The 26,467-nt window shown below is 66.2% G+C and carries 33 protein-coding genes; 28 read left to right on the top strand and 5 right to left on the bottom strand.

Features of this window, described 5'->3' with window-relative positions; all coding sequences use genetic code 11:
- Positions 1-157 precede the first annotated feature (157 nt).
- Positions 158-1,597 (bottom strand): aldehyde dehydrogenase family protein, encoded by a 1,440-nt coding sequence (locus ATO3_RS13050; RefSeq protein ID WP_088650293.1) that lies wholly within the window; start codon positions 1,595-1,597, stop codon positions 158-160.
- Positions 1,598-2,148: 551 nt separating this feature from the next.
- On the opposite strand from ATO3_RS13050, the gene ATO3_RS13045 reads away from it, so the two are divergent.
- A complete protein-coding gene (locus ATO3_RS13045) occupies positions 2,149-2,802 on the top strand; it encodes a peroxiredoxin (protein WP_088650292.1) in 654 nt (217 codons plus the stop codon).
- A gap of 109 nt (positions 2,803-2,911) precedes the next feature.
- Here the strand turns inward: ATO3_RS13045 and ATO3_RS13040 are convergent, their stop codons facing one another.
- Positions 2,912-3,802 carry an alpha/beta fold hydrolase gene (locus ATO3_RS13040; protein WP_088650291.1) on the bottom strand — a complete coding sequence of 297 codons (891 nt, stop codon included), beginning with the start codon at positions 3,800-3,802 and terminating at the stop codon, positions 2,912-2,914.
- Between the two features lie 113 nt (positions 3,803-3,915).
- On the opposite strand from ATO3_RS13040, the gene ATO3_RS13035 reads away from it, so the two are divergent.
- Positions 3,916-4,740 carry a M90 family metallopeptidase gene (locus ATO3_RS13035; RefSeq protein WP_088650448.1) on the top strand — a complete coding sequence of 275 codons (825 nt, stop codon included), beginning with the start codon at positions 3,916-3,918 and terminating at the stop codon, positions 4,738-4,740.
- 361 nt (positions 4,741-5,101) lie between these two features.
- Positions 5,102-6,256: an alpha-D-ribose 1-methylphosphonate 5-triphosphate diphosphatase gene (locus tag ATO3_RS13030; protein ID WP_088650290.1), complete on the top strand. Its 1,155-nt coding sequence runs from the start codon at positions 5,102-5,104 to the stop codon at positions 6,254-6,256.
- Between the two features lie 63 nt (positions 6,257-6,319).
- Here the strand turns inward: ATO3_RS13030 and ATO3_RS13025 are convergent, their stop codons facing one another.
- Positions 6,320-7,243, bottom strand: a complete 924-nt coding sequence (locus ATO3_RS13025; RefSeq protein ID WP_088650289.1) for a PHP domain-containing protein — start codon at positions 7,241-7,243, stop codon at positions 6,320-6,322.
- Between the two features lie 200 nt (positions 7,244-7,443).
- Between ATO3_RS13025 and ATO3_RS13020 the strand changes: the two genes are divergently transcribed.
- The 4 genes from ATO3_RS13020 to ATO3_RS13005 all read left to right on the top strand — a co-directional run bounded on the left by ATO3_RS13020 (position 7,444) and on the right by ATO3_RS13005 (position 11,306).
- Positions 7,444-8,232, top strand: a complete 789-nt coding sequence (locus ATO3_RS13020; protein WP_088650288.1) for an HAD-IIB family hydrolase — start codon at positions 7,444-7,446, stop codon at positions 8,230-8,232.
- A 41-nt stretch (positions 8,233-8,273) separates the two neighbouring features.
- On the top strand, positions 8,274-9,512 hold the full coding sequence (locus ATO3_RS13015) for a glycosyltransferase family protein (RefSeq protein WP_088650287.1): 1,239 nt from the start codon (positions 8,274-8,276) through the stop codon (positions 9,510-9,512).
- A gap of 195 nt (positions 9,513-9,707) precedes the next feature.
- Positions 9,708-10,511: a transglutaminase-like domain-containing protein gene (locus ATO3_RS13010; protein ID WP_088650286.1), complete on the top strand. Its 804-nt coding sequence runs from the start codon at positions 9,708-9,710 to the stop codon at positions 10,509-10,511.
- A gap of 174 nt (positions 10,512-10,685) precedes the next feature.
- Positions 10,686-11,306 carry a 2OG-Fe(II) oxygenase family protein gene (locus ATO3_RS13005; protein ID WP_088650447.1) on the top strand — a complete coding sequence of 207 codons (621 nt, stop codon included), beginning with the start codon at positions 10,686-10,688 and terminating at the stop codon, positions 11,304-11,306.
- 45 nt (positions 11,307-11,351) lie between these two features.
- On the opposite strand, the gene ATO3_RS13000 is transcribed toward ATO3_RS13005, so the two are convergent.
- Together ATO3_RS13000 and ATO3_RS12995 are read right to left on the bottom strand one after the other, a co-directional pair.
- Positions 11,352-11,567 carry a hypothetical protein gene (locus ATO3_RS13000; RefSeq protein WP_088650285.1) on the bottom strand — a complete coding sequence of 72 codons (216 nt, stop codon included), beginning with the start codon at positions 11,565-11,567 and terminating at the stop codon, positions 11,352-11,354.
- Between the two features lie 9 nt (positions 11,568-11,576).
- The gene (locus ATO3_RS12995; RefSeq protein WP_088650284.1) at positions 11,577-12,299 is read right to left on the bottom strand and encodes a M10 family metallopeptidase C-terminal domain-containing protein; all 723 of its coding nucleotides are present in this window, start codon (positions 12,297-12,299) and stop codon (positions 11,577-11,579) included.
- A gap of 151 nt (positions 12,300-12,450) precedes the next feature.
- On the opposite strand from ATO3_RS12995, the gene ATO3_RS12990 reads away from it, so the two are divergent.
- The 21 genes from ATO3_RS12990 (at position 12,451) to ATO3_RS12890 (ending at position 26,333) form a co-directional block, all read left to right on the top strand.
- Positions 12,451-13,488 carry a succinylglutamate desuccinylase/aspartoacylase family protein gene (locus ATO3_RS12990; RefSeq protein ID WP_088650283.1) on the top strand — a complete coding sequence of 346 codons (1,038 nt, stop codon included), beginning with the start codon at positions 12,451-12,453 and terminating at the stop codon, positions 13,486-13,488.
- Positions 13,489-13,618: 130 nt separating this feature from the next.
- Positions 13,619-14,275 (top strand): MarC family protein, encoded by a 657-nt coding sequence (locus ATO3_RS12985; protein ID WP_088650282.1) that lies wholly within the window; start codon positions 13,619-13,621, stop codon positions 14,273-14,275.
- A gap of 448 nt (positions 14,276-14,723) precedes the next feature.
- Positions 14,724-16,265: a phospholipase D family protein gene (locus ATO3_RS12980; RefSeq protein WP_088650281.1), complete on the top strand. Its 1,542-nt coding sequence runs from the start codon at positions 14,724-14,726 to the stop codon at positions 16,263-16,265.
- Positions 16,266-16,471: 206 nt separating this feature from the next.
- The gene (gene rpmC / locus ATO3_RS12975) at positions 16,472-16,672 is read left to right on the top strand and encodes a 50S ribosomal protein L29 (RefSeq protein WP_088650280.1); all 201 of its coding nucleotides are present in this window, start codon (positions 16,472-16,474) and stop codon (positions 16,670-16,672) included.
- Between the two features lie 12 nt (positions 16,673-16,684).
- Entirely contained in the window at positions 16,685-16,915 is a 231-nt protein-coding gene (gene rpsQ / locus ATO3_RS12970; RefSeq protein ID WP_088650279.1) for a 30S ribosomal protein S17, read from the top strand.
- A gap of 80 nt (positions 16,916-16,995) precedes the next feature.
- Entirely contained in the window at positions 16,996-17,364 is a 369-nt protein-coding gene (rplN, locus tag ATO3_RS12965; protein WP_088650278.1) for a 50S ribosomal protein L14, read from the top strand.
- Position 17,365: 1 nt separating this feature from the next.
- A complete protein-coding gene (rplX, locus tag ATO3_RS12960) occupies positions 17,366-17,680 on the top strand; it encodes a 50S ribosomal protein L24 (protein ID WP_088650277.1) in 315 nt (104 codons plus the stop codon).
- The gene (rplE, locus tag ATO3_RS12955; protein ID WP_088650276.1) at positions 17,673-18,236 is read left to right on the top strand and encodes a 50S ribosomal protein L5; all 564 of its coding nucleotides are present in this window, start codon (positions 17,673-17,675) and stop codon (positions 18,234-18,236) included. Before rplX ends, rplE begins: the two co-directional genes overlap by 8 nt.
- A 16-nt stretch (positions 18,237-18,252) precedes the next feature.
- On the top strand, positions 18,253-18,558 hold the full coding sequence (gene rpsN, locus ATO3_RS12950; RefSeq protein ID WP_088650275.1) for a 30S ribosomal protein S14: 306 nt from the start codon (positions 18,253-18,255) through the stop codon (positions 18,556-18,558).
- Between the two features lie 15 nt (positions 18,559-18,573).
- Complete coding sequence (gene rpsH, locus ATO3_RS12945) at positions 18,574-18,966, top strand: 30S ribosomal protein S8 (RefSeq protein WP_088650274.1); 393 nt, start codon at positions 18,574-18,576, stop codon at positions 18,964-18,966.
- A gap of 12 nt (positions 18,967-18,978) precedes the next feature.
- Entirely contained in the window at positions 18,979-19,512 is a 534-nt protein-coding gene (rplF, locus tag ATO3_RS12940) for a 50S ribosomal protein L6 (RefSeq protein ID WP_088650273.1), read from the top strand.
- A gap of 11 nt (positions 19,513-19,523) precedes the next feature.
- Positions 19,524-19,883, top strand: a complete 360-nt coding sequence (rplR, locus tag ATO3_RS12935; protein WP_088650272.1) for a 50S ribosomal protein L18 — start codon at positions 19,524-19,526, stop codon at positions 19,881-19,883.
- 267 nt (positions 19,884-20,150) lie between these two features.
- The gene (rpsE, locus tag ATO3_RS12930; protein WP_088650271.1) at positions 20,151-20,735 is read left to right on the top strand and encodes a 30S ribosomal protein S5; all 585 of its coding nucleotides are present in this window, start codon (positions 20,151-20,153) and stop codon (positions 20,733-20,735) included.
- 5 nt (positions 20,736-20,740) lie between these two features.
- A complete protein-coding gene (gene rpmD, locus ATO3_RS12925) occupies positions 20,741-20,932 on the top strand; it encodes a 50S ribosomal protein L30 (protein WP_088650270.1) in 192 nt (63 codons plus the stop codon).
- A gap of 91 nt (positions 20,933-21,023) precedes the next feature.
- Complete coding sequence (locus ATO3_RS12920) at positions 21,024-21,332, top strand: antifreeze protein (protein WP_088650269.1); 309 nt, start codon at positions 21,024-21,026, stop codon at positions 21,330-21,332.
- Positions 21,333-21,626: 294 nt separating this feature from the next.
- On the top strand, positions 21,627-22,106 hold the full coding sequence (gene rplO, locus ATO3_RS12915) for a 50S ribosomal protein L15 (RefSeq protein ID WP_088650268.1): 480 nt from the start codon (positions 21,627-21,629) through the stop codon (positions 22,104-22,106).
- Positions 22,107-22,227: 121 nt separating this feature from the next.
- Positions 22,228-23,592, top strand: a complete 1,365-nt coding sequence (gene secY / locus ATO3_RS12910; RefSeq protein ID WP_088650267.1) for a preprotein translocase subunit SecY — start codon at positions 22,228-22,230, stop codon at positions 23,590-23,592.
- Entirely contained in the window at positions 23,589-24,233 is a 645-nt protein-coding gene (locus ATO3_RS12905) for an adenylate kinase (RefSeq protein WP_088650266.1), read from the top strand. The genes secY and ATO3_RS12905 overlap by 4 nt, the downstream gene beginning before the upstream one ends.
- A gap of 194 nt (positions 24,234-24,427) precedes the next feature.
- Complete coding sequence (gene rpsM / locus ATO3_RS12900) at positions 24,428-24,796, top strand: 30S ribosomal protein S13 (protein ID WP_088650265.1); 369 nt, start codon at positions 24,428-24,430, stop codon at positions 24,794-24,796.
- 14 nt (positions 24,797-24,810) lie between these two features.
- A complete protein-coding gene (gene rpsK, locus ATO3_RS12895) occupies positions 24,811-25,200 on the top strand; it encodes a 30S ribosomal protein S11 (protein WP_088650264.1) in 390 nt (129 codons plus the stop codon).
- Between the two features lie 116 nt (positions 25,201-25,316).
- Entirely contained in the window at positions 25,317-26,333 is a 1,017-nt protein-coding gene (locus tag ATO3_RS12890) for a DNA-directed RNA polymerase subunit alpha (protein ID WP_088650263.1), read from the top strand.
- The last annotated feature ends 134 nt before the right edge of the window (positions 26,334-26,467 follow it).

The raw sequence follows: 26,467 nt of genomic DNA, 5'->3' as shown, positions 1-26,467 counted from the left end.
TGCCTTCCGTGGCGTTGCCAGTTGGCATTCGGCCGGGCCGCTCACCTTGATATCAGCGCATTAGGGCCGCCGCCATAGGCCGGGGGCAGGCATCGGGGAGGCGGGGGCGGTCGTCTCCGCCCCGGCCTGTCTGTATCTGTGGCGCGGTTTCCCCCCGTTACTCGGCGGCCCAGCCCGAGACGGCCTTGATCTCGAGGAAATCCTCGATCCCGTAGGCGCCGCCCTCGCGGCCGTTGCCCGAGCGTTTCATCCCGCCAAAGGGCGAGCCCGCGCCGCGCGACTTGCCGTTGATCTCGACCATGCCCGAGCGCAGCTGGCGCGCGATCCGGTTGGTGCGGGCGCCGTCGGTGGACTGGATGTAGTTGGTCAGGCCGTAGACCGTGTCATTGGCCATGGCCACGGCCTCTTCCTCGGTCTCGAAGGGGATGATCGACAGGACCGGGCCAAAGATCTCTTCGCGCGCGATGGTCATGTCGTTGGTCACATCGGCAAAGACCGTGGGCTTCACGAAGAACCCCTTGTTCAGCCCGTCGGGCCGCCCGGTGCCGCCGGTGGTCAGCCGCGCACCCTCGTCGATGCCCTTCTGGATCAGGTCCTGGATCTTGCCCCATTGGGTGGCATTGACCACCGGGCCCATGTGGCGGCCCTCCTGCGCGGCGGGGCCCACGGTGATCTTGCTGGCAATCTCGGTCGCGGTCTCGACGGCGGCATCGTAGATGTCGCGCTGGACGAACATCCGCGAGGGCGCGTTGCAGCTTTGGCCCGAGTTGTTCATCATGTGCAGCACGCCGCGCTTCACCGCCGTCTCGTCGGCATCGGCGAAGATCAGGTTGGCGCCCTTGCCGCCCAGCTCCAGGTGGACCTTCTTGACGGTGTCGGCGGCGTTCTTCGAGATCGCGCTGCCCGCCCGGGTGGAGCCGGTGAAGCTGACCATGTCCACGTCGGGATGGCCCGAGAGCCGCGTGCCGACGCCCGCCCCGTCCCCGTTCACCAGGTTGAAGACGCCGGGCGGGAAGCCCGCGTCATGCACCATCTGGGCGAAGAGCATCGCGTTCAGCGGGCTTTCCTCGGAGGGTTTCAGCACCATGGTGCAGCCCGCGACGACGGCGGCGCCGAACTTCAGGGTGATCTGGTTCTCGGGCCAGTTCCAGGGCGTGATCAGGGCGCAGACGCCGACCGCCTCGAAGATGATCCGGTCGTTCGGGTCATGGTCGCCCAGCGGGCGTTCAAAGCTGAAGCCCTTGGCGGCGTTGATGAAATTGGTCAGGTGGCTGACCCCGGCCATCACCTGCTGCTGGCGCGCGAGGTCGATCGGCGCGCCCATCTCCATCGAAGTTGCCTGCGCCAGCTCTTCCAGGCGGCTCTTGTAGACCTCGAGCAGCTTTTCGAGCAGCGCGATGCGCTCGGCCGCGGGGGAGGTCATCCAGCCGGGCAGGGCAGCCCTGGCGGCGGCCACGGCGGCATGCGCATCGGCGTCCCCGCCCAGCGAGATCACCGCGCAGGGCTCTTCGGTCGACGGGTCGATGACCTGGTGATCCCGCCCGGCGACGGGATCGACCCATTGCCCATTGATGTAGAACTGACGCTTCTCGATCATGACTTGCATTCCCCTCAGGTGACAGATCCGGATCCCTGGCTGATGGCTCTGGGCGCCGTCGCGCGCACTCTGTCACCGGCCCGTGCCGGGAACAAGGTGAATGCTGTGCGCGCGGCGGGATGCGGCTTTGCGCCGGAGCGGCGGGGGAGGCGGAGCTGGATTTTATTATGAATTACAGCTGCTTGTGGCATGGCGGGTCGAGGGTCTCCCCCGGGCGTGAGCCGCCGCGGCCGGGAGCGCGTGCCGCGCCGGGGGGCGTGAGTGCGGGGCTGCCCGGGCCAACCCGTGACGGACAGGGCGAGCCGTGTTGCGGTGCCGTCGCGACACCTTGTCGCCCGGCGCCGGGACGGCTGGCTGACCGGGGCACATTCCGTTACCCGAATATCAGGAGAGAGACCCCGCCGCCCCCGGAGACCGCGATCGCCTCTTGTCATTCGAGCCGGGGTGGCGGAAGTCTTCCCTTGTGAACGGACCCGCGGCGGCGCCGGCTGCCTCGGGGCATTGACCCGGGGCGGTTGCGGCCGCCTCTTCGTATCGGAAAGGAGCCTGTGATGGGCCTGCGTATCAACGACACCGTCCCGAATTTCACCGCCGAGACCGACCAGGGCACGATCACCTTCCACGACTGGATCGGTGACAGCTGGGCGATCCTGTTCTCGCATCCGAAGGATTTCACCCCGGTCTGCACCACCGAATTCGGCGCCGTGGCGCAGCTGGCCGACGAATGGGCCAAGCGCGGCACCAAGGTGATCGGCGTATCGGTCGATGGCGTCGAGGAGCACAAGGGCTGGAAGGGCGACATCGCCACCGTGGCCGGGACCGAGGCGGGATTCCCGATCATCGCGGACACCGACCTGGCCGTGTCGAAGGCCTTCGACATGCTTCCCGCGGAAGCCTACCTGCCCGACGGCCGCACCCCGGCGGACACGGCGACGGTGCGCTCGGTCTACATCATCTCGCCGGACAAGAAGCTGCAGCTGACCATGACCTACCCGATGTCGGTGGGCCGGAACTTTGCCGAGGTGCTGCGCGCGCTGGACGGGCTGCAGCGGACCTGGGGCCAGCCGCTGGCGGTGCCGGCGAACTGGGAAACCGGGCAGGACGTGATCGTGGCGCTGTCGCTGGACGACGCCGCGGCCGAGGCGAAATACGGCAAGCTGGACAAGAAGCTGCCCTATCTGCGCTTCGCGAAGAACCCGGGCTGAGGCCCGGCGGACCGCATCGCCAGGGCGATGCGGCCGAGGTGTTTCGGATCGCTGACGCGATCCGACCGGGGCGGGGGGCTGCGCCCCCCCCCCCCCCCCGCCAAAGCGTCTATCCCCGGCGCAGGCCCTGCCGGTCGAGAAAGCCGAGGATCGCACCTGCCATCGGCCCGACCACGCCCGGATCGAGGTGAAAGTGGTGATCGCCCGGCATCTCGATCCGCTCGTAGTCGCGCACCAGCGCCTGGCCCAGCTCTGCCAGCTCGGCCGCGGTGGGACGTCGGGCGAGGATTCCCTCCGCCGCCCAGATGTTCAGCACCGGGCAGCGGATCGCGCGGAGCACGTGTTCGACCTGCGCCCGCGTCAGTTTCACCGCCGAACTTGCAAAGAGCCGGTTGTCGGCGCGCATCCGGACCTCTGCCCCGGTGATGCGCAGGGCACGGTCGGCCAGCGCCTCGGAGGTCTGGCGGGAATTGCCCTGGGCGCAGCGGCGGTCGACATAATCGGCGCGGGTGGGAAAGCGGCGCTGCGGGCGGGTGAGCGCCTTGCGGGTCTGGTCGATGAAGGCCGACAGGGTGCGGACCACGTCGTCGTCCGACGGCTCGGGCACAAGCGAATCGAGAGAGACCAGCGCGCGCACCCGCTCGGGCCGCGCGGCGGCGTAGAGGGCGGAGATATTGGCGCCCCGGGAATGGCCGAGCAGCACCGCGCTGTCCCAGCCGAGCCGGTCGAGCAGCGCGTCGATCTGGGGCAGGTCGTCCCAGATGTTGTAGGTCGCATGGGCGGCTCGGTGGTCACTGTGGCCCTGGCCGGAGAGATCCAGTGCCACCACCCGGCAGCCGTCCAGGCGCGGCGCGAGGGCCGCGAAACTGTCGGCATGATCCATCCAGCCGTGCAGCGCCAGCACGGGCAGCCCGTCCGGAGGCCCCCAGAGCCGCCCCGAATAGGTCAGCCCGTCGAGGGTCCAGCTGTCGTCGCGCGGTGGGATGGGAACGGTCGGCATCTGCTGTTTCTCCGGGGTCTTCGGGACGGGACATAGCGCATCTCGCCCCCGAAGCTGAAGCGGGCTATCGAAGGGGACCGGGAAGACCGACAGCTGCGATGGAGGAGGCCGGCATGGCATATGTGGTACTGGTGCTGGCGGTGGCGGGCGGCCTTTGGCTGGCCTGGCGCGTCCGGCAGAGGCGGCAGCGGCAGGCGGACCTGCTGGCCAGCCCGCTGTCGCAGGCCGAGCGTGAGATCGTGGTCCGCGAGGTGCCCTTGGTGCGGCGCCTGCCGGAGGCGTTGCAGGCGCGGCTGGAGGGGCGGATCAACCGGTTCCTCGACCAGGTGGATTTCGTCGGATGCAACGGGCTGGAGGTGACCGAGGAGATGCGCCTGTCGATCGCCGCGCAGGCCTGCCTGCTGATCGCCAACAATGACCTCTGGTACGACAACCTGACCAGCGTGCTGATCTACCCCGGCGCGTTCAAATCGCGCCAGGCCCGGCGCAGCGGCTATGTCGTGACCGAGCGGGAGGTGGTGCGCAGCGGAGAGAGCTGGATGCGGGGGCCGGTGATCCTGTCCTGGGCGCATGCGCATCTTGGCGCGGCGAACGATCATGACGGGCACAACGTGGTGTTCCATGAATTCGCGCATCAGCTGGATGACCTGTCGGGACGGACCGACGGGGTGCCGGCGCTGGACACGGCGGAGGATGTCATGGCCTGGCGCAGGACATTCGCGGCCGCGCAGGAGCGGCATGCGCGGGCCGTGGGCGCGGGACAGAGGACGGTGATCGATGCGTATGGTGCGGAGGGGCCGCAGGAGTTCTTTGCCGTGGCGGTGGAGGCGTTTCTTGAAACACCGGGGGCTTTGAAGCGGGCGGAGCCGGAGGTCTATGCGCGGCTGGCGGAGCTTCTCGGGCTGGAGCCGGTGGAATGGGCGGCGCAGGGGCGCTAGGACGGCCGGTTGTCGCGCGGGTCGAGGGCGGGGGAGCCTCCGGCGGGAGGTATTTGGGCCAAGAAGAAGACAGGGCGCGGCACGCCTGGGGCGGATCGGGGCGCGGCCTGGAGCGATGGCGGGCGGGCGCGGGAGGATCGGGCCGGGGGTCTTGTGGCGGGGTCGGGAGCCTCCGGCGGGAGGTATTTGGGCAAAGATGAAGACAGGGCGCGGCGCGCCGGCCCAATGTGGTCACGGGGCGGCGCGCGCGGTCCGGCGGTGGTTTCGTGGAGGTTTTGTGACAAGGTGACGGAGCGGCTGGTCAAGACGCGAGGCTTGTGTCAGAGGCCTGGACACCAGGTTCTTGCGGAGCACGAGAGAGATGTTCGACGCCACCGATGCCCCCGAATACCGGCTGACCGATGCGCGGATCGTGACCGCCGATGCGGTGATCCATGGCTCTGTCATCGTGGCCGACGGGCGGATCGCCCGGATCGGCGCGCCGGATGAGCCGGGGATCGGGCTGGGCGGGGATTACCTGATCCCGGGGCTTGTCGACCTGCATACGGATCACGTCGAGACCCATGTCTTTCCGCGCAACGGCGTGACCTGGGCGCCCGAACCGGCGCTGGCCGCCCATGACGGGGTGGTCGTGGCCGGGGGCGTGACCACGGTGTTCGATTCGCTCTGTGTCGGCGCGGCGATGCACAACGCGGCGCGGCGGGAGCTGTTGCTGCCGCTGATCGAGGCGCTGGAGGCGGCCCGCGCCGAGGGGCGGTTCCGGGCCGAGCATCTGCTGCACCTGCGCTGCGAGGTCTGCGATCCGGCGACGGTGGAGCTGGTGGACCGTGTGATCGGATCGCCCTCGGTGCGGCTGGTGTCGGTGATGGACCATGCGCCGGGGGACCGGCAGGTTCTGGACGTGGAGAGCTGGGTGCAGGAGACGGCGCGCGACATGAAGGTGCCGATGGACGAGGCCCGCGCGCTGACCGAGGAGCTGATCGCGCGGTCGAAGCGGGTGAGCCCGGAGGTGCGGGCGCATGTCATGGCGGCGGCAAGGGCGCGGGGCATCCCGGTGATGAGCCATGACGACCGCAGCGAGGCGCACGTGGAAGAGGCGCAGGCGCAGGGTGTGACGGTGTCGGAATTCCCGGTGACGCGCGAGGCGGCCATGAAGGCGCGGGAGCTGGGCCAGGCCGTGGTCATGGGGGCGCCGAACTTCGTGCGGGGCGGGTCGCAATCGGGCAATATCTCGGTGCGCGAGCTGCTGGAGCACGGGCTGGTGGATGCGCTGGCCTCGGATTACGTGCCGGGCAGCCTGCTGACGGCCGCTTTTGCCATCGCCGAGGACGATGGGCTGGGGATCGGGTTGCCGGAGGCGGTTGCCATGGTCTCGCGCCGCCCGGCGGAGATCGCTGGGCTGGAGGATCGGGGGACGATCGCGCGGGAGATGCGGGCCGATCTGGTGCGGGTGCGGCGGTCGGCCGGGCACAACCACGTGGGCGCGGTCTGGCGCGAAGGGCGGCGGGTGTTCTGACGTCCGGGCGGGGGGCGAGAAAATTCGTCGAATTTTCTGGCCGTGTCCCGCCGTCGCGATGGTTCAGCCCGGGTAGACCGGGTTCGTCCAGGCGCGCTTGCCGGCGCGGTCGATCACCGACAGCCGCAGGAAGGGCGAGCCCTGGCAGCGGCCCAGCGGCACCTCGGTCCGGGTCATGCTGTCGCCATGCACCGCCACGGCGGCCGAACCGATCCCCTGCACGATGACCGAGGCCACGGCCGAGCTTTCGACCACCACGCGGCCGTCTTCCCAGCCGACGTTGTGGATCAGCGGCCCCTGGCTGGAATAATGGTGCCCCGCCTTCAGCGCCTCGACCAGCGCGTCGGGGTCGTTTTCCTGCGCCTTCACCATGACCCATCCGCCGAAATGGTCGGGTTCCGAGAAATGCGCATCGTCGGTGGCGCAGAGGTCCAGCCGCCGCCCCTCGGTCAGCAGCTGATCCAGGGTGTAGAACCCGTGCGGCCGGTCGCAGCCCATCGCGCAGCCGTGGTTGTAGACCTCGACCGCATGCGCCGCCTCGATCGAGCGGGCGTCTTCGGTCGTGAGCCCCGACCATTCCGGATGCGCCACGGCGACGAAGGCTCCGGCGGCGCGAGCGCGCGCGGCGATCTCGGGGCCGGTTTCCTGCCCCTCGACCGGGCGGAAACCGGGGGCGTTGCCGGGCGCGAAATCCGCGGGCAGGCCCACGGCCAGGATATGCCAGAGCTCGCCATTCTGCATCGCGCCGGAATGCAGCTCGGCCCCCGGGATCGTGGTGAAGCGGTTGGTCCGGTAGGCTGTCGTATCGGTGATCGGGTAATCGAACTGGCCGATGAAGTGATCCGTCAGAGAGATGAAATCGTAGCCCTCGGCGGCATAGCGGCGGCAGACCTCTTCCGGGGACAGCACGCCGTCGGAGCGGGTCGAATGCGTGTGCAGGTTGCCGCGCCAGAACGTGCCGGGGGCGGCGAACATCGCGTCGGTCATGGGGCTCTCCTTGCTGGTCCGGCCCGACTGATCCGGCCTGTCTTCATCCGGTCAGTCTCTGACCTGCTGCGATGACAGGATCATGACAGGCGCGCCGCTGGCAAGCCGCGACGACGCGGCGGCCCGGGATGGCTTTGCGTTCCGGGCTGGCATGGATAAGCTTTTGCGCAACCGAAGCAAAACAGGCGCCCCGGCCCGACATGACCGTTCCTGCAATGATCTTCACCGACCTCGACGGCACGCTGCTGGATCACGAGACCTATGACTGGTCGCCGGCCGCGCCGTTGCTGGGCCGGCTGACCGCGGCGGGCATCCCGGTCTGCCTGGCCAGTTCCAAGACCGCGGCCGAGATGGTGCCGCTGCGCGCCGCGATGGGGCTGAGCGCCGCGCCGCTGATCTGCGAGAACGGGGCAGGGATCGTACCCGGCGGCGAAGCGACCGCGACCGGGGCGGACCGGTCGGCCTATGCCAGGTTGCGCGCGGCGCTTCAGGCGCTGCCCGTGGAGCTGAGGCAGGGGTTCGAGGGCTTCGGCGACATGGGGCCGGCGCGCATCGCCGAGGTCACGGGGCTGACCCCGCAGGCCGCCGAGGCCGCCGCCACCCGCGCCTTTTCCGAGCCGGGGCTCTGGACGGGAACCCAAGGAGAGCTGGCCGCGTTTCTCGATCTGCTGGCCGGGCAGGGTGTCACCGGGCGGCGGGGCGGGCGGTTCCTCACGCTCAGCTTCGGCGGCACCAAGGCGGACCGGATGGAGGAGATCGCCATGCACTACGGTCATCCCCCCACCATCGCGCTGGGTGACGCGCCCAACGACCGCGAGATGCTCGAAGCCGCCGGCCATGGCATCGTCATCGCCAACCCGCACGGCGCGCCGCTGCCCGAATTGCGGGGCGAGGCCGAGGGTCGCATTCGCCGCAGCACGGAGACGGGCCCGAACGGTTGGAGCATCGAGGTCTCTCGCCTAGTGTCGGACCTGGACATCGCGATCTGACAGACCGCATTCCCTAGCACCCCAGATCAAGGATCGCGCCCGTGGCAGACTTTCACCAGAACGGCAACATCGCCACGCTTCACAACCTGCGCTCCGTCAGCTCCGAGGCGATGACGCAGGAGCTGACCAATTTCGCCCGGACGCGGCGGATCTCGCTGATCCTGCCCTCGCTCTATTCCGAGCTGGAGGCCGACGCGCTGAACAACATCGTCGAGGAGCTGGCGCAGGTGCCCTATCTGCACCGGATCATCATCGGGCTCGATCGGGCGAACCGCGACCAATATGCCTATGCGCTGGAGTATTTCTCGCGCCTGCCGCAGGAGCATGTGGTCATCTGGAACGACAGCCCGCGACAAAAGGCGATCATGGGGCGGCTGGAGGCGATGGGGCTGAACCCGGCGGAGCCGGGCAAGGGCAAGAACGTCTGGACCTGCATGGGCTACCTGATGGCCTGCCAGGACAGCGCGGTGATGGCCATTCATGATTGCGACATCGTCACCTATCACCGGGACATGCTGGCCCGGCTGGTCTATCCGGTGACGAACCCGAATTTCCCCTACCAGCTGTCCAAGGGGTATTACCCGCGCATCGGCGGCGGAAAGCTGAACGGGCGGGTCACGCGGCTGCTGGTCAGCCCGCTGCTGATCGCGCTGCAGAAGGTGATAGGCAGCCGCGATTACATCGACTACCTGCGCAGCTTCCGCTACCCGCTGTCGGGCGAATTCGCGATGCGGACCACGGTGCTGCCCGATCTGCGGATCCCCTCGGACTGGGGGCTGGAGATCGGCGTATTGTCCGAGGCCTGGCGCAACCTGGCGCGGAAATCGGTCTGCCAGGTGGAGATCTCGGACGCCTATGACCACAAGCACCAGGAGCTGAGCCAGGAGGATGCGGCCGCCGGCCTCAACCGGATGTCGACGGATATCTGCAAGGCGATCTTCCGCAAGCTGGCCGCCGATGGCACGGTCTTTACGCCGAACGTGTTCCGCACGCTGAAGGCCACCTATTACCGCTCTGCGCTGGACCTGCTGGAAAGCTATTACAACGACGCCGCGATGAACGGGCTGAACATCGACAGGCACAAGGAAGAGCAGTCGATCGAGCTGTTCGCCGACAACATCATCAAGGCCGGCGATACTTTCCTGACCTTTCCCTCGGAAACCCCCTTCATCGCCACGTGGAGCCGGGTGCATGCCGCCGATCCCGACCTGATGCGCGACATGCTGATGGCGGTGGCGGCGGATTACGAGGATATCACCGGCGGACCGTCCAAGGGCTGAGGCGCCGCCGGGTCCGGAGCCGGGCCGGCACCGGTCCGGCGACGGGGCCCCGCGCCGGAAAACCCGGCATCCGGCGATGCGCAGCGCGCACATCCGGAATTTCCGGCCCGGTGCAGGGACTCCGCCGGCCTGCCGTGCTACGCAGGGGCGCGCGGCTGGCCGATTCCGGCCCCGCGAGACGGAAGGCAGCGCGCCATGCGATTGCGACTGGGCTGCCGGATGCGGTTCCGACTGCCGGCGGACACCCCGATGATCCTGATGCTGAGGGTCCACCCGTCGCGCGACGGCGACGTGGTCCTGGCCGACGATCTCGCCACCCGGCCCGCCGTGCCGGTGGAGCCCTATGTCGACGGCTACGGCAACCGCTGTGCCCGGGTGCTGGCGCCCGCCGGGCGGTTCGAGGTCGCGACCTTCGGTCTTTTCCACGACGCGGGCCTCTCCGACCCGGTCGGCCGGGACGCCCGGCAGCAGCCCGTGCAGGACCTGCCGTCAGAGGTGCTGACCTATCTCCTGCCCAGCCGCTATTGCGAGACGGAGCTGGTCTCGGACTTTGCCTGGGCGCATTTCGACGCGCTTCCTCCGGGCTGGGACAGGGTGCAGGGGATCTGCGATTTCGTGCATGATCACATCACCTTCGGCTACCGGCATTCCCGCGCCACCCGCACCGCCGCCGAGGCCCTGGCCGAGGGTGTCGGCGTCTGTCGCGATTACACGCATCTGGCCATCGCGCTCTGCCGCAGCCTGAACATCCCGGCGCGCTACTGCACCGGCTACATCAGCGACGTGGGCCAGCCGCCGCCCTATCCGCCGATGGATTTCGCGGCCTGGATGGAGGTCTGGCTGGGCGACCGCTGGTGGGTGTTCGATCCGCGCAACAACGACACGCGCTTCGGCCGGGTGCTGATCGCCCGGGGGCGCGACGCGGCCGATGTGCCGCTGACCCATTCCTTCGGGCAGCATGAGCTGACGGATTTCCTTGTCTGGATCTCGGAAGGCTGAGGGCAGCGAGCGGTGGGGTGAAACCCCACCCTACGGGGCCATTGCGGCGGTGGCTTTGGGGGCCGAAAGGCCGCGCTGGCGGCCTGCGGGGCGTGGTGGGGCAAGCCCCACCCTACGGGGCGGCCGATACGCATCATGCTGGCGCCAGCCTGCGGACCGCGCTATGCCGCGCCCATGTCCCAGATCGAATCCCTCTTCGCCACCCGCCTCTACCGCGCCGCGCTGTCCGAGCACGGCACGCCCATCGATCCGTCCGAGCTTGAGAACTCCTGCCTGGTCATCGCCGAGGATGACGAGGCCGGACAGGAATGGTGCGAGGGAAACGGCTACCCCGGCTACACCTCCTATGCCTCGCTGACCGACCTGCCCTGGCGCTTCCCGATCTTCGCCGAGCTGGTGAAGGTCCTGGACGCCCATGTCGCCGCCTTCGCCGAGGACCTGGAATTCGACCTCGACGGGCGCGAGCTGAAGCTGGAGGACATCTGGATCAACATCCTGCCCGAGGGCGGGATCCACACCAGCCACATCCACCCGCATTCGGTGATCTCGGGCACCACCTATGTCGCGATGCCCGAAGGCGCCAGCGCGCTGAAGCTGGAAGACCCGCGCAGCCAGATGATGATGGCCGCCCCGGTCCGCAAGAAGGACGCCCGGCGCGAGCTGCAGAGCTTCGTCTATGTCCGGCCCAGGGTCGGCGACGTGCTGCTCTGGGAAAGCTGGCTGCGCCACGAGGTGCCGATGAACATGTCCGAGGACGAACGGATCTCGGTCAGCTTCAACTACAGCTGGAGCTGAGCCCGGCAGGCGGACGGCGCGCCGGACCCGGCGCGCCACCCGGGATCAGGCGAAGACGATATCGTCGATAAACATGACGGCCCCGCTGCCGTTGTCGTCGGGATCGGCGTCGGTTCCGCCCGAGGCGAAGAACAACACCTCGTCCACGTCGCCGAAGATCTCCTGGTCCAGCTCGATGAATTGCCGCGTGGCGTGCTGGGTGACATAGCTGCTTGACCCCACCAGCTCGCCCTCGTCATAGGCCTCGATCCGCACGGTCATGTCGTCGTTCTACGCCGAGCCGATATAGAGCGAGTCGATCCCGAAATTGGTGTCGCGCGAAATGCCGGGATTTCCGGTGATATAGCCATAGATCACGTTGTCGCCGGATTGCGGGACAAAGCTGTGGTCCGGGAAATAGTCCGCAAACTCATCCGTCTCCATCAACCAGAAGTCGGTCCAGGTGTAGCCAAGGTAACCCTCGGGCAGCGGATCGGAGTGATTGACGGGATCAAGCTCGGTCGGGGCGTTCTCCAGCTCTTCGAAATCCACCACCACGACGGGTTCGGGCGGTTCTTCGGCGAAGATGAAATCCCCGGCCGTGATCTGGCCCCTGGTCACGTAGTCCAGGGTCAGCTCGTGCCCGTCGGCCAGGATCATGACGCTCCCGGATTGCTGCAGGACCGTGATCCCCTCAATCGATGTGATGCCAAGTGCGGAGACGTCGATCCGGTCGGCGCCGATCTCGAAATCGCGCACCACGGTGTTGCTTGAAAACGTGTCGGTAATCTCGATCACGTCATTGCCGCGGCCGGTGAACAAGATGTTCGTGCTTTGCGGATCGAGCACCGAAATCGTGTCGTCGCCGCGGCCGGCGAAGACGCGGTTGACGCCGCCGGTCAGTTCGATCCGGTCGTTGCCGAAAAATCCGAAGACGTAGTCGTTGAAGGATGTGCCGGTGATGAAATCCGCGCCGAAACTGCCTAGGCGAAGGGGCGTGCTGGTTACTCTCATATGAAAATTCAATCCGCGAGGAATGGCATTTATGAAAGGGTTTCTCAAGTAAGGGATATTTTCACTTTCTCCGGACATCTTGCAGCCCATCCCGGGCAGACCTATTCAGATGCGCGACCCTTGTCCGAGCATGCCCCCAGGAGCTCAGCCCATGTCGACCCGCCCCGCCTTTCAGATCGGTTCCACCCGGGTCCCCCCCGGCAGCCAGCGCACCGTGGAACTGCCGGTCAGCATGTTTTCCGACCACACGCCGGTGACCATGTCGGTCCACGTGGTCCATGGCCGGTCGCCGGGGCCGACGATGTTCGTCAGCGCCGCGATCCACGGGGACGAGATCATCGGCGTCGAGATCGCGCGCCGCCTGTTGCGCAGCCCGCAGCTGGACCGGATCGCCGGTACGCTGATGGTGGTGCCGATCGTCAACACCTTCGGGTTCCTCAACCATTCCCGCTACCTGCCTGACCGGCGCGACCTGAACCGCTGCTTCCCGGGCTCTGAAACCGGGTCCCTGGCCGGGCGGCTGGCACATATCTTCATGACCGAGATCGTGGCGCGCGCCGATCTCGGCATCGACCTGCATTCCGCCGCCATCCACCGCGAGAACATGCCCCAGATCCGCGTCTCGCCCGGCAAGCCCGGGACGATGGTCCATGCCGATGCCTTCGGCGCCCCGGTCGTCATCCGCTCGAAGCTGCGCGACGGCTCGCTCCGGAAGGAGGCGCAGCGCCATGGCGTCGACATCCTGCTGTACGAGGCGGGCGAGGGGCTGCGGTTCGACGAACAATCCGCGCGGGTCGGCGTGGCCGGGATCCTGCGGGTAATGCATTCGCTGGGGATGATCCCCCAGGACGGCGTGCCGCTGGCCGAGGCGGTGCCGGTCAAGGCCTCCGTGACCGCCTGGGAACGCTCGCCCGCCGGCGGGCTGCTGCGCGCCTTCAAGGCAACCGGCGAGATGGTCGAGCAGGGCGAGTTGCTGGCGATGATCTCGGACCCCTTCGGCGAGGTCGAGGAAGAGGTCCGCGCCGAGGAATCCGGGCTGATCATCGGCCGCACCAACCTGCCGCTGGTCAACGAGGGCGACGCGCTGTTCCACATCGCCCAGATTTCGGCCGAGGAGGAAAGCCGCATCGAGAGCCTCACCAACCAGCTCGACGGGGCGTCGATGTTCGACGAGGACGAGATCATCTGAGGCGCTCCCGCCGCGCCGGGCCGCGAAGGCGGGGCCCGGGCGGATTTGGCCTTGAAACACGGGCGGCCGGGCCCTCAGGGTGGCGCGACGGGCCCCCGGCCGGGCCGGGACCAAAAGACAGGAGCAACCGATGGAACTGACGACGCTTTGGCGGGACTTCATCACCATGTTCGTGGTGATCGACCCGATCGGGTCGATCCCGGTCTTCCTCTTCGCCGCCGCCTCGGTGCCGCAGCACCTGCACCGGAAATTCGCGATCCGCGGGGTGCTGATCGCGGGGCTCGTGCTGATGGCCTTCCTGGTCGGCGGGCAGTTTCTGCTCGAAGGGCTGGGCCTGCGCCTGGGGGCGTTCCAGGTGGCGGGGGGCCTTGTGCTCTTCCTGTTCGCGATGACGATGATCTTCGGCGAAAGCAAACCCGAGGTCGAGATCGCCGAGGCCGAGCGCGAGGAGGCCGAGAAGACCATCGGCACCGGCGTCATGGCGCTTGCCGTCTTCCCGCTGGCGATGCCTTCGATCGCCTCGCCGGGCGCGATGCTGGCGGTGGTGATCCTGACCGACAACCACCACGTCTCGGTCCCGCAGCAGGCGCTGACGGCGGCGCTTCTGGTGCTGGTGCTCTGCATCACCCTGGGCTTCCTGCTGGCGGCCTCGAAGATCCAGAGAATGATCGGCGAAGGCGGGGTCAGCGTGATCAGCCGGGTCATGGGGATGATCCTCGCCACGATCGCCGTGGATTCGGTCCTCACGGGCCTCGACGTGCTGGGCGTGCTGACGATGATGGAATGATGTCCCACGCGTGGGACACCCTCCGCCCCCAGCAAGATCAAGGACTTGCAGAGACGGATTAACCAATCCGAAAGCTTTGCCCGCCCTGCCATCCAGGCCGGCACACCCTCTCGCGCTCGCCTCTCTCGCGGTCCCCCGGTCTTCTTCTTGGCCCAAATACCTCCCGCCGGAGGCTCCCGCCCTCTCCGCCGCCGCCACGGCCGGACCGGCTCGCCCCTCCGGCCCCGCCAGGGCGGCACCACCTTCGCCCCCGGCGCGCCACGCCCCTGTCTTCACCTTTGTCCAAATACTCCTGCCCCACGCCCACGGCCCGCATCGCCTCCGGGACAGGGCGCCATTTCCCTCGAAGGGCTTGGAGACCCGCCCCGGATGTGGTGAACTCCGCTCAAACCCGCCGGATCCCGGGCCCGCCCGCACGGTGGGCGACCTGGCGTGGTGAAGGCTCCCGATGACGTTCCTGAAGACTCTCCTGACGATCCTGGTGCTCTGCGCGGTGATCGTGTTCGGCTTGAAACTCCTGTTTCCCCTGCCCGAGGAGACCTTCGCCGAGGCCACCGAGCGCCTGCCCGCCGCGCCCGACAGTCCGCTGGGCCGCGCCATCCTGCCCGCGCTGGAGCGTCACCCGGACCAGAGCGGGATCCGACCGCTGGCCGACGGGCGCGCGGCCTTTGCCGCCCGGGTGATCCTGGCGCGGCAGGCGGTGTCCTCGATCGACGCGCAATATTACATCTGGCAGGACGACACGACCGGGCTGATGCTGCTGGAGGAGCTGCGCGCCGCGGCGGAGCGGGGCGTGCGCGTGCGGCTTCTGGTGGATGACAACGGCATCCCGGGCATGGACGCTCTGATGGCCGAGCTCGATGCCCTGCCCACGGCCCAGGTACGGATCTTCAACCCGTTCACCCTGCGCAGCCCCAAGCTTGCCTCTTATGCCTTCGACTTCCGCCGCCTGAACCGGCGGATGCACAACAAGTCGATGACCGTGGACGGCGTGGCCACGGTGCTGGGCGGGCGCAACATCGGGGACATCTACTTCGCCTACGGCGAGGGGACGCATTACTTCGACGTCGATGCCATTGCGGTCGGGCCGGTGGTCGACGACGTGGCGGACAGCTTCGACGATTACTGGAACAGCGGATCCGCCTATGCCGCCGGGAAGATCCTCGCGCCCGCGGGCGTGCCGCAGATCGCGCAGCTGGCCGGGCTGGCGCGGGACTCGGCGCTGGGCGCGGGCTATCGCGAGGCGATCCGCGAGGCGGTGCTGACCCGGCAGATCGAGGATCACTCCCTGATCTTCGAATGGGGCGACGCGGTGCTTTACGTTGACGATCCCGCCAAGGGGCTGGGCCAGGCGAGCGACGACGACCTGGTGGTCGAGGACCTGATCGCCATGGCGGAGGCGACGGAGACCTCGCTGGACCTGGTGTCGGCCTATTTCATCCCCGGCCCGCGCGGCGCCGAGGTGCTGGAGGGACTGGCGGAGAGTGGCGTCCGGGTCCGGGTGCTGACCAACTCGCTGGAGGCGACGGACGTGATGCCGGTCCATGCCGGCTACATGAAATACCGGCAGGGGCTGGCGGACAGCGGCGTGGAGCTGCTGGAGCTGCGGGCGATGCGGGAGGAGGCTGTGGAGCGCTCGCTGCCGGAGATCCTGGCCGGCTCGGCCTCGGGGCTGCATGCGAAGGTCTTCGGCTTCGACGGCGCGCGGGTCTTCATCGGGTCCTACAACCTCGACCCGCGCTCGGCCCGGCTGAACACCGAGATGGGCGTGCTGGTGGACAGCCCCGAGATGGCGGCCTCGCTTTCGGACCAGCTGGAGCGGATGGAGATGTATTACCGGGTGGAGCCGGACGGGGACGGCGGGCTGGTCTGGATCGAGGAGACGGAGGGCGGGGAGACCGTCACCTACGACGACGATCCGAAGACCAGCGGGTTCCAGCGGTTCATGGCCCGGGTGGTCGGCTGGCTGCCGGTGGAATGGATGCTCTAGGATATGCCGCGGGGTGCAGGGTCGTTACGACGCCCTGTCACGCCCCGTCACGCCCCTGAACCCCCGTCATCCCGCCGGAAACGGCCATTCGGGGTTGCCATGCGGTCCCCGGGCGCGTAAAGGGGCCGCTCATCCACGAACTCCACGGGAATCAGGGTGACCCAATGCTTTGGGGCCTGCCCGTGATGTTGAAAGGAACATAGGCGATGAACGCCCAGGAACTGCGTAACAAGACGCCGGATCAGCTTCGTGAGGATCTGGTGAATCTCAAGAAAGAGGCCTTCAACCTGCGTTTCCAGCAGGCGACCGGCCAGCTCGAGACCACGGCCCGCATCCGCACCGTCAAGCGTGACGTTGCCCGCGTGCTGACGATCTTGAACGAAAAAGCCAAAGAAGCAGCGGAATAAGGAGCCGACCTGATGCCCAAACGTATCCTGCGCGGCACCGTGACCAGCGACGCCAACGAACAGACCGTCACCGTTTCCGTCGAACGCCGCTTCACGCACCCGGTTCTGAAAAAGACCATCCGTAAGTCCAAGAAGTACCGGGCTCACGACGAGAAGAACACCTTCAAGAAGGGTGACACGGTCCGCATCATCGAATGCGCGCCGAAGTCGAAGACCAAACGCTGGGAAGTGATCGAGGCGTAAACCGTCTCGGGCACAGCCCGGTTTGAACGAAACCCTGGGGGACTTAACCAGAACAGCCCCCACAGGTCGGGAGAAACCAAATGATCCAGATGCAGACCAATCTGGATGTTGCTGACAATTCCGGTGCCCGGAAAGTTCAGTGCATCAAGGTCTTGGGCGGATCCAAGCGGAAGTATGCCTCTGTTGGCGACATCATCGTGGTGTCCGTCAAGGAGGCCATTCCGCGTGGCCGTGTGAAGAAAGGTGACGTCCGAAAGGCCGTCGTCGTTCGCACCGCCAAGGAAGTCCGCCGTGAGGACGGCACCGCGATCCGCTTCGATCGCAACGCCGCCGTCATCCTCAACAACAACAACGAGCCCGTCGGCACCCGTATCTTCGGGCCGGTGGTTCGTGAGCTGCGCGCGAAGAACTTCATGAAGATCATCTCGCTCGCTCCGGAGGTGCTCTGATATGGCAGCCAAGCTGAAGAAGGGCGACAAGGTCGTCGTGCTCGCCGGCAAGGACAAGGGCAAGGAAGGCACCATCACTTCCGTTGACCCCAAGGCCGGCAAGGCCGTTGTCGACGGCATCAACATCGCCATCCGCCACACCCGTCAGTCGCAGACAAGCCAGGGCGGTCGCATCCCCCAGGCGACGCCGATCGATCTGTCGAACCTGGCATTCCTGGACGCCAACGGCAAACCCACCCGCGTCGGTTTCAAGACCACCGACGACGGCAAGAAGGTGCGGTTCGCCAAGACCACCGGAGACGTGATCGATGCTTGATACCGCCGGTTACACCCCCCGCCTGCGTTCCGTCTACGCCGACACGATCCGTCCGGCGATGAAGGAAGAATTCGGCTACAAGAACGACATGATGATCCCCAGGCTGGAGAAGATCGTTCTGAACATCGGCTGTGGCGCCGAAGCCGTGAAGGACAGCAAGAAGGCCAAGTCGGCTCAGGATGACCTGACGCTGATCGCCGGTCAGAAGGCCGTTGTCACCAAGGCCAAGAAGTCGATCGCCGGCTTCCGTGTCCGCGAGGACATGCCGCTGGGTGCGAAGGTTACCCTGCGCGGCGACCGGATGTACGAATTCCTCGATCGTCTGATCACCATCGCGCTGCCGCGCGTCCGCGACTTCCGCGGCGTGTCGGGCAAGAGCTTCGATGGCCGCGGGAACTATGCGATGGGCATGAAAGAGCACATCGTGTTCCCCGAGATCGATTTCGACAAGGTCGACGAGACCTGGGGCCTCGACATCGTGATCGCCACCACCGCGAAGACCGACGCAGAAGCCAAGGCGCTGTTGAAGCATTTCAACATGCCCTTCAACAGCTGAGCCAGGGAGAGACATCATGGCTAAGAAAAGCATGATCGAACGCGAGAAGAAGCGTCAGCACCTGGTGGAGAAGTACGCCGCCAAGCGTGCCGAGCTGAAAGAGGTCGCGAACGATGAATCCAAGCCGATGGAAGAGCGCTTCAAGGCGCGTCTGAAGCTTGCAAAACTGCCGCGCAACAGCTCGCCCACCCGGCTGCACAACCGCTGCCAGCTGACGGGCCGTCCGCACGCATATTACCGTAAACTCAAGATCAGCCGGATCGCGCTGCGGGAACTGGGCTCCTTTGGCCAGATCCCCGGTCTGGTGAAATCGAGCTGGTAAGGAGGGTTTAGGAACATGAACGATCCTATCGGCGATATGCTCACCCGGATCCGGAACGCACAGATGCGCCGCCGGTCGACGGTGATGACGCCCGCGTCCAAGCTGCGGGCCTGGGTCCTCGACGTGCTCAAGGACGAAGGCTACATCCGTGGCTACGAGAAGGTGACCGGCGAGAACGGCCACCCGGCAATTGAAATCAGCCTGAAGTACTACGAAGGCGAACCGGTGATCCGCGAACTTCAGCGCGTGTCCAAGCCGGGTCGTCGCGTGTACCTGGGTGTCAGCGACGTTCCGCAGGTCCGCCAGGGCCTCGGTATTTCCGTCGTGTCGACCTCCAAGGGCGTGATGTCGGATGCAAACGCACGCGCGGCCAATGTTGGCGGCGAAGTGCTTTGCACCGTATTCTAAGGAGGCTTCAACATGTCTCGTATTGGTAAGAGGCCCGTCGAACTGCCCAGCGGCGTGGAAGCCAAGGTCAGCGGCCAGACCATCGAAGTGAAGGGCCCCAAGGGCACCCGCAGCTTCACCGCCACGGATGACGTGGCGCTGGTCGTGGACGAGGGCGCCGTCAAGGTGGAGCCGCGCGGCAAGTCCAAGCGCGCCCGCCAGCAGTGGGGCATGTCGCGCACCATGGTTCAGAACCTGGTGACCGGCGTGACCGACGGCTTCAAGAAAGAGCTCGAGATCAACGGCGTGGGTTACCGCGCCGCGATGCAGGGCACCACGCTGAAGCTGAACCTCGGCCTGTCGCACGACGTGGATTATCAGGCGCCCGAAGGCGTCACGATTGCCGCGCCGAAGCCGACCGAGATCGTGATCGAAGGCATTGATGAACAACGTGTTGGTCAGGTTGCCGCCGAGATCCGCGCCTGGCGCGCGCCCGAGCCCTACAAGGGCAAAGGGATCAAGTACAAGGACGAGTATATCTTCCGCAAGGAAGGCAAGAAGAAGTAAGGACGCGAGAAATGGCAAACAGCAAACGGACCCTGTTCCTGAAGCGCCGTCTGCGCGTTCGGAACAAGCTGCGCAAGACCAACGCCGGACGGCTGCGGTTGAGCGTGCACCGGTCGAACAAGAACATCAGCGTGCAGCTGATCGACGACGTCGCCGGCAAGACCCTGGCCGCAGCCTCGACCCTGGAAAAGGATCTTGGGCTGATCGGCAAGAACAACGTCGAAGCGGCCACCAAGGTCGGCTCCCTGATCGCCGAGCGCGCGAAGGCGGCTGGCGTGGCGGAAGCGTATTTCGACCGCGGTGGCTTCCTGTACCACGGCAAGGTGAAGGCTCTGGCCGACGCCGCGCGTGAAGGTGGCCTGAAGATCTGAGGCAGCGGTGGGTTGAAAAACCCACCCTACCCGGACCCCCGGCGCCGGGGCTACGTTCCGCCGCCGACACAGATGTAGGGTGGGTTTCCAACCCACCGTCACGACCTCGGCCGCCGGCCCCGGCATCGGGATCCGGCGGAAGATGTGAAGACGGGACCGGCCCCATTGGGCGACCGACCCGTCTCGATGACCGGGGCGCCCTGTCGCAAGGCGGCGCACTGCGGTCGGATCACTTGGCGCCCGGGCGCCGGCTTGAAAGGATGCCTAATGGCAGAACATAACGAACGTCGCGGCCGTGGCCGCAACCGTGACCGGGACGAAGCCCCGGAATTCGCCGATCGCCTGGTCGCGATCAACCGCGTGTCGAAGACCGTCAAGGGCGGTAAGCGCTTCGGTTTCGCCGCGCTCGTCGTCGTCGGCGACCAGAAGGGCCGCGTCGGCTTTGGCAAGGGCAAGGCCAAGGAGGTCCCCGAGGCCATCCGCAAGGCCACCGAGCAGGCCAAGCGCAACATGATCCGCGTGCCGCTGCGCGAAGGCCGCACGCTGCACCATGACATGTACGGCCGCTGGGGCGCCGGCAAGGTGACCATGCGCACCGCACCGGAAGGGACCGGGATCATCGCAGGTGGTCCGATGCGTGCCGTCTTCGAAATGCTCGGCGTCAAGGACGTCGTGTCGAAGTCGTTGGGCTCGCAGAACCCCTACAACATGATCCGCGCCACGCTGGACGGCCTCAAGAAAGAGCAGTCGCCCCGCAACGTGGCCGCCCGCCGCGGCAAGAAGGTTTCGGACATCCTGCCGAAGCGTGACGAAGCCCCGGCCGAGCAAAGCCAAGTCGCCGAGGAGGCCTGAACCACATGGCAAAGACCATCGTCGTCAAGCAGGTCGGTTCGCCGATCCGCCGCCCCGCCAAGCAGCGCCAGACGCTGATCGGCCTCGGGCTGAACAAGATGCACAAGACCCGCGAGCTGGAAGACACGCCGTCCATCCGCGGCATGGTGAATTCGATCCCGCACCTCGTGGAGATCGTGGAAGAGCGTGACGCGTAACCGCGTTACGCAACGTCTTCCTTAACTTCGAGAAACGTCCCGCCTATCACGGCGGGACGTTTTTTTTATTTCAAACCAGGATATTGCCACGATGATCGGAATGCTTCCCATGATGTTCGCCGTCCAGGCCTGGCAGGACACCGCCTTTGCCTACGGCCGCATGTACCTTTCCGCCCAGGAGGTCATTCATCGCCGTACCATGCAGATGGCCTTTGGCCGGATGGGCCCGGAGGAAGCCGCAAGGATGGTGTTCGAAAAGCCCGCCGCCCTTGCCGCCTCCTTCGAGCGCGCCGCCCGCGCCACCGCCGCCGGGCGCGATCCGCTGAGCGTGGCCCTGGCCGCGGTGCAGCCGATCGGCGCCAAGACCGTGGCCAACGCGCGGCGCCTGCGCAAAACCTGATCCACAGGACCTGACGTCCCCCCGCAGGACCTGATGCAAGGTGCCCGGGCCGATCGGCGCAGGCACGGGGCGTCACCGGCCAGACGCCGACGGCCCAGAGGGCCGCGCGCGCGGGGGAGGGGCCGGGGATCGTCCTTCGTCCACCGGAGGAACGCGGCGGGTTCCCTTGCAAAGCCTGCCCGCAGGGTCTATACGCGCGCGGTGGTCTCGTACGAGATCCGGAATCATAAACCAAGAAACGCCGTGGCTGGCCCCAGATCGCTTCGGGGGTCACATCCGGCAAGGAGAAGCGACATGAAACTTAACGATCTGCGCGACAATCCCGGCGCAACCAAATCCCGCAAGCGCATCGGTCGTGGCCCCGGTTCGGGCTACGGCAAGACCGGTGGCCGCGGCATCAAGGGTCAGAAATCGCGTTCGGGTGTGGCCATTAACGGCTACGAGGGCGGCCAGATGCCGATCTACCAGCGTCTGCCCAAGCGCGGCTTCACCAAGCCGAACCGCAAGCAGTTCGCCGTCGTCAACCTGGGCCTGATCCAGAAATTCGTCGACGCAGGCAAGATCGACGCCGGTTCGCCGGTGACCGAGGACGTGCTGGTCGACTCCGGCCTCGTCCGCCGCAAGCTGGACGGTGTCCGCGTCCTGGCAAAGGGCGATTTCACGGCCAAGCTGGACCTGCAGGTGACCGGCGCATCGAAATCGGCCGTTTCGGCCGTTGAAGGTGCCGGCGGATCGATCACCGTTGCGGCAGCCCCGGCCCCCGCGGCCGAGTAAGCGCCAAGTAACGGGTTGTGAGCGGCCCGGGCGCCGCTTACATCTGCGCATGACCTTTTGACGCCGCCCGGGCCCAGATGTGCCCTCGGGGCGGCGTCCCCACTTAAGAAAGAGCCGGTTCATGGTATCAGCAGCGGAACAGATGGCGGCCAACACGAGCTGGGCCGCGCTTGGCAAAGCCACCGACCTGCGAAACCGCATCCTCTTCACGCTCGGTCTTCTGATCGTCTACCGCCTTGGCACCTATATTCCCGTTCCCGGCATCGACGGTGCCGCGCTGCGCGAATTCATGGAAAGCGCCGGGCAGGGGATCGGCGGCATGGTCTCCATGTTCACCGGCGGCGCGCTGGGACGGATGGGGATCTTCGCCCTGGGCATCATGCCCTACATTTCGGCCTCGATCATCGTGCAGCTTCTGGCCTCGATGGTGCCCCAGCTGGAACAGCTGAAGAAAGAGGGCGAGCAGGGCCGCAAGAAGATCAACCAGTACACCCGTTACGGCACCGTGGCCCTGGCCATTGCGCAGGCCTATGGCCTGGCGGTCTCGCTGGAAAGCGGCGACATGGTGACCGATCCGGGGCTGTATTTCCGGCTGGCCTGTGTGATCACTCTGGTTGGCGGCACCATGTTCCTGATGTGGCTGGGCGAACAGATCACGGCGCGCGGCGTCGGCAACGGCATCTCGCTGATCATCTTCGTCGGCATCATCGCGGAAATCCCGGCCGCCTTGGCGCAATTCCTGGCCTCGGGCCGGTCGGGCGCGATCAGCCCGGCGGTCATCATCGGCGCCATCATCATGGTTGTCGTGACGATCATGCTGGTGGTGTTCCTGGAACGCGCTTTGCGCAAGATCCACATCCAGTACCCGCGCCGCCAGGTCGGCATGAAGGTCTATGACGGCGGGTCCTCGCACCTGCCGATCAAGGTGAACCCGGCGGGCGTCATCCCGGCGATCTTCGCCAGCTCGCTGCTGCTGCTTCCCGTGACCATCTCGACCTTCAGCCAGGGCGCGGCGCAGGGCCCGATGATGTCCTGGCTGCTGGCCAACTTCGGCCCGGGTCGTCCGCTCTATCTGGCGTTCTTCACGGTGATGATCGTGTTCTTCGCCTATTTCTACACGTTCAACGTGTCGTTCAAGACGGATGACGTGGCGGAGAACCTGAAGAACCAGAACGGCTTTGTCCCCGGTATCCGCCCCGGCAAGAAGACCGAGGAATACCTGGATTACGTGGTGACCCGCATTCTCGTGCTCGGCTCCGGCTACCTGGCCGCGATCTGTCTTCTGCCCGAGATCCTGCGCGGACAGTTCGCCATTCCGTTCTATTTCGGGGGGACGTCGGTCCTGATCGTCGTGACCGTCACGATGGACACGATCCAGCAGGTCCAGAGCCACCTGCTTGCGCATCAGTACGAGGGACTGATCGAGAAATCGCAGCTGCGTGGCAAATCGAAGAAACGTGGCAAGCGGAGCCCGGCACGTAAATGAATATCATCCTTCTCGGCCCCCCGGGGGCCGGCAAGGGGACGCAGGCGCGTCACCTTGTCGAAACGCGCGACATGATCCAGCTGTCCACGGGCGACATGCTGCGGGACGCCAAGGAAAGCGGTACCGAGATGGGCCAGCGCGTGGCCGAGGTCATGGCCCGCGGCGAGCTGGTGACAGACGAGATCGTGATCGGCCTGATCCACGAGAAGATCATCGCCGGCGGCGGCACCGGTTTCATCTTCGACGGTTTCCCCCGGACGCTGGCCCAGGCCGACGCCCTGGGCGAGCTGCTGGAGGCGACCGGCCAGGAGCTGACCGCCGTGATCGAGATGGCGGTGGACGACGATGCCCTGGTGGCGCGGATCACCGCGCGGTCGACCTGTGCGAATTGCGGTGAGGTCTACAACGACAACACCAAGCCTGTTCCCGCGGATGGCAAATGCGCCAAATGCGGCGGGACCGAGTTCAAGCGCCGGGCCGACGACAACGAGGAAAGCCTACGCACGCGGCTGATGGAATATTACAAGAAGACCTCGCCCCTGATCGGCTATTACTACGCCAAGGGCGACCTGACCCGGATCGACGGACTGGGCGATATCGACACTGTAAAGACGGCGATCGCGAATATTCTTGACAAATAGTTCAGGCAAGGGTTGACCCGTTTCCCGAATGCCCCTATCCACCACCGTCGCTTCATGGAATCGACGACAGGAGACGGTATTCCCAACTCCTGACCACCTCGACAAAATGCCAGGCCAGGACCGAACGGTCCGTGGCCTTGCGTTGTGAAAAAAGGGCCTGGAGCTACGGGCTCGCAACGAAAGGACATATACACGTGGCACGTATTGCCGGCGTCAACATCCCGACTGCAAAGCGGGTGCCTATCGCCCTCACCTACATCACCGGAATCGGCAACACCTCGGCCAAGGCCATTTGTGAAGCCGTCGGCATCGACCCCACCCGCCGGGTGAACGAGCTGTCGGATGCCGAGGTTCTGCAGATCCGCGAACATATCGACGCCAACTTCACCGTCGAAGGCGATCTGCGCCGCGAAGTTCAGATGAACATCAAGCGCCTGATGGACCTGGGCTGCTACCGTGGTCTGCGCCATCGCCGCAACCTCCCCGTGCGCGGTCAGCGCACCCATACGAACGCACGCACGCGCAAGGGCCCTGCCAAGCCCATCGCCGGCAAGAAGAAGTAAGGGGAGGCTGAGCAATGGCACGCGATAAAACCCGCGGGAAGCGCAAGGTTTCCAAGAACATCGCCGCAGGCGTGGCGCATGTGAACTCGTCGTTCAACAACACCAAGATCCTGATCTCGGACGTGCAGGGCAACGCCATTTCGTGGTCGTCGGCCGGCACCATGGGCTTCAAGGGGTCGCGGAAGTCGACCCCCTACGCCGCGCAGATGGCCGCCGAAGACGCCGGCCGCAAGGCTCAGGAACACGGCGTGAAGACGCTTGAAGTCGAAGTCCAGGGCCCCGGTTCGGGCCGTGAGTCGGCGCTGCGCGCGCTGGCCGCCGTCGGCTTCAACATCACGTCCATCCGCGACGTGACGCCGATCGCACACAACGGCTGCCGCCCTCCGAAGCGTCGCCGCGTCTGATCGCAGCAGGTTAACGACTGGGGGCCGGGCCATAGCTCGGCCCCCGTCAGTCATTCGTAATCCTCGGGACGCTCGCCACATCGGGTCAGGCAGGCGAGCAAGCATGGAGGGACTGCATGATCCATAAGAATTGGGCCGAATTGATCAAGCCGACGCAGCTTGACGTCAAGCCGGGCAACGATCCGGCGCGCCGCGCCACCGTCGTCGCCGAACCGCTGGAGCGCGGCTTTGGCCTGACGCTGGGCAACGCATTGCGCCGCATCCTGCTGTCCTCGCTGCAGGGCGGGGCCATCACCTCGGTGCAGATCGACAACGTGCTGCACGAATTCTCGTCGGTGGCCGGTGTCCGCGAAGATGTGACCGATATCGTGCTGAACCTCAAGGGTGTGGCACTGCGCATGGAAGTCGAAGGGCCCAAGCGCCTGTCGATCTCCGCCAAGGGGCCGATGGTCGTGACCGCCGGCCAGATTTCGGAAAGTGCCGGGATCGAGGTGCTGAACCCGTCCCACGTGATCTGCCACCTGGACGACGGTGCCGACCTGTACATGGAACTGACGGTCAACACCGGCAAGGGCTATGTGTCGGCCGACAAGAACAAGCCGGAAGACGCGCCCATCGGGCTGATTCCGATCGACGCGATCTATTCGCCGGTCAAGAAGGTGTCGTATGACGTGCAGCCGACCCGCGAGGGCCAGGTGCTGGATTACGACAAGCTGACGATGAAGATCGAAACCGACGGCTCGATCACGCCGGATGACGCCGTGGCCTTCGCCGCGCGGATCCTGCAGGACCAGCTGTCGATCTTCGTGAACTTCGACGAGCCGGAATCGGCTGGCCGCCAGGACGAGGACGACGGGCTGGAATTCAACCCGCTGCTCCTGAAAAAGGTGGACGAGCTGGAACTGTCGGTGCGGTCGGCGAACTGCCTGAAGAACGACAACATCGTTTATATCGGCGACCTGATCCAGAAGACCGAAGCCGAGATGCTGCGCACCCCGAACTTCGGCCGCAAGTCGCTGAACGAGATCAAGGAAGTGCTGTCCGGCATGGGCCTGCACCTTGGCATGGATGTCGAGGACTGGCCGCCCGACAACATCGAGGATCTTGCCAAGAAATACGAAGACGCATTCTGAGGTAGTGGTGGGGTAGAACCCCACCCTACACCAGCTGCGTAGCGTGGGTTTTCAACCCACCGCTTCGGAGAAATGCCCGGATCATGCCGGGGACAACAGGGCGCACAGCCCCAAGGAGAGGGCCCCGCAACGCA

It is taken from the genome of Marinibacterium profundimaris, from assembly GCF_002210095.1.
Lineage (GTDB): Bacteria > Pseudomonadota > Alphaproteobacteria > Rhodobacterales > Rhodobacteraceae > Marinibacterium > Marinibacterium profundimaris.
Note: the sequence above shows the minus strand (reverse complement) of the source record. Positions and strands in the feature narration are given on the sequence as shown.